This window comes from Mucilaginibacter phenanthrenivorans (genome assembly GCF_024721155.1).
Classification (GTDB): domain Bacteria; phylum Bacteroidota; class Bacteroidia; order Sphingobacteriales; family Sphingobacteriaceae; genus Mucilaginibacter; species Mucilaginibacter phenanthrenivorans.
On the sequence record NZ_JAHVAP010000028.1, the window covers coordinates 1 to 2541 of the forward strand.

At 45.9% G+C, this 2541-nt stretch carries 2 protein-coding genes and 1 pseudogene; all 3 read right to left on the bottom strand.

Annotation, left to right across the window (positions count from 1 at the left end):
- Positions 1-1475, bottom strand: a pseudogene (locus tag KXD93_RS30465) (hypothetical protein); the annotation flags it as partial.
- A 199-nt stretch (positions 1476-1674) separates the two neighbouring features.
- A complete protein-coding gene (locus KXD93_RS30470) occupies positions 1675-2130 on the bottom strand; it encodes a hypothetical protein (protein WP_258141344.1) in 456 nt (151 codons plus the stop codon).
- A 132-nt stretch (positions 2131-2262) separates the two neighbouring features.
- The coding region (locus KXD93_RS30475) for a hypothetical protein (RefSeq protein WP_258141345.1) at positions 2263-2541 on the bottom strand (279 nt) is incomplete at its 5' end.

A 2541-nucleotide genomic window follows, 5' to 3' on the forward strand; every position in this document is an offset into this window, starting at 1 on the left:
GTACCTCCAATAAAGCCCGAAGTGTTCCCGGTTGCATCAGCCACTGATGCCAGCTGGTTGGGGTTGGTTGTGCTGTAGGTGTAAGTCAGGTTATCAATTGCCGTGAATGCGCCTGTATTACCCATAGTTGAGCTATTGCGTTTTAAAGCAGTGATATTACCGGCTGCATCGTAGGTGATCCCGAACTCATCAAAACCGTTTGCATTAACGGTAAAGTTTCCCGTGCCCGCAGTAGTGCGCTCGGCATAGTTTTCGGCGGTGTACCGGTCAACATCATCATAGGCAAACTTGTAGTTGCGCTCCTTTGATTTTGCGCCAAAATTATCCACGCTCATCCACTTCAGTGCCGTCAGCTTGCCGTTGTATTTTTGTACGTTGCCTATGCTGCCATCGGCAGCCTGGTCATAAAATAGCTGCATGCCGAATACATCGTTGGTATCGCCATTGGTTTTGGCGGTCGTCATGTCATTGGTAAGCGTGCTGTTGTTGATGGTTAACAATTGCCCGCGGATATTATACCGCATGTCGATATTCTGCAGCCATGCGCCTGCGCTGCCCGCATAGCCCACGCCTTTTTTTATGATTTGCCCAATCTCGTTATAGCTGTATGCGGCTACCACCTGCTGGGTGCCTGTGTTATATTTCTGGCTTATGCCCGTCAGGCGGTACATATGGTCGTAAGAAAGATAGGTATACACCTTCACCGAGGTGGATGCCCCGGTTATTTTCTCCACCTTAGCGGCGGTAGGTACCCCGGCAAAGCTGACTGCCACCGTTTTGGTATCGGAAAATGCAGCAGAGCCGGTGTACAGGTGATTTTTGCTGCGTACCTGGATCGGGTTGCCCCGCTTGTCGTAAAAAGTGGCGGTGGTGAGCCATAGGCCTGCGGTAATCCCGTTGCCCATGGTGGTGGTGCTGATCATGGTGGGTACGCCTCTTAACTTTGCTGCGGTGGCGCTGCCCTCACCCGTCAAATCGCCCTGGGTTGCGTAGCTGTAATCGTCGGCTCCGTTTTGGTCGAGATCGTAATCGTCAAAATAGGCCCATGCCAATGGAGCGCCAGTAGTCGGGAACGTCACATTGGTATAGTAGCCGCCGCTTGTTGCCGTAGCGTTGCGGCTCTCATACCAGGTGGCATAGCTGAGCCCGGCAACGTAGGTTTGCATAGCAGTTAGCGTGGTATGCGTGGCATCCGTATAAATCCCCTGGCTGATGGGCCTGCCTTTTACATCGTACTTAATATAATTCCACTTGTTGTTCGCCCGCATGTTCGCATCCTGCATCAGCACGGGGCGGTTCAGCGGGTCGTAAACAATGTACATGGTTCCGCCTGCGGGTACTGTTTTGGTCACTACCCGACCATGGTCGTCATAGGTATAATTGAACACCAAATTGCTGAGCGGCACTGTGGTAAGGCTGTAGCTATTGGCGGCCAGCGCGGCGGTGGCCTTCAGCGGGATCAGGTAGCTCAGCATCCCCGCTATGTGGGGGATTGAAACACTACGTCAAGCTTCAAGGAGTTAGCTTCGTTTTAACCCACAAAAAATAACCGGATGATACATTTGTACCACTCGGTTTTACTGTTTTTTAATTTGATGTTTTTGCGTTTGGTTTGATCTTCAACCTGTTATATTGTTAACAACAGGATTGAAACACTACCTTGATCGATTATTTTTACTTGTTTGAAATAATAAATATCGCATAAAGGTTGGGTGTTCCGTAAAGTTCCATTTTTAATTTTGGATAATATTGCCCCATCCCTCGATTGAATAACCATTCAGGGTAAACTTTACCAATGTTATTCTTGTAGTCCTTTTCATTTGCCACGTACAGAAGTCTTTTACATCTAGCATCATTAAATCCTTTTAAAAAACGATTGCCTAAAAAAATGGTATTTAAGCACAGCATGATATTTACGTGGTCGCTATCTGAGATCGCTGAAAGTTCCTTAGTTTGAAGAAGCTTGACGGCCCTATCGACACGCGAATGAAACTCGGTCCACGTAATTTTTTTTGGTATGTTGTGAGCGGAGTCCGGTATGAACTGTTGCTGTTGCCCGAAAGAGTTTTTGATCGTAAATAACAGTACCACTGTCAAAACGCCTACTGATACATATTTCCTGATTAACATAATTAATTATTAAAAAACAATATTTTATGAATAATGCCTTTTCCAGCATTAATCTTAATTTATTTTGACTTCTATTACTCCATATTTTCCAAAGACGATTTCAATTGTTAAATAAATCTTGCTTTTTTTATATTAGTTGATTTTGTACAACGGATAAGCTGATTTTATAAAACTTATTGCTGCTGGCGAAGCAGTTGGGTTAAGCCTTATTGATGAGGTTGCAGATGGCGTCCATGTCCAATTAAATGAAGCCAATATTCTGTCGACACCTGTATTGCCGTAATTTACGGCTATTATAAATGTTTGAAAATTAATTTCTTTGATGCCCCCCTTTGGCGCGAGTATGCAGCGCCGGCCTTTAGAGGTGGGGTACTCGTGACCATTCCGCAATGCCCATGGTTTGTAGCCGCC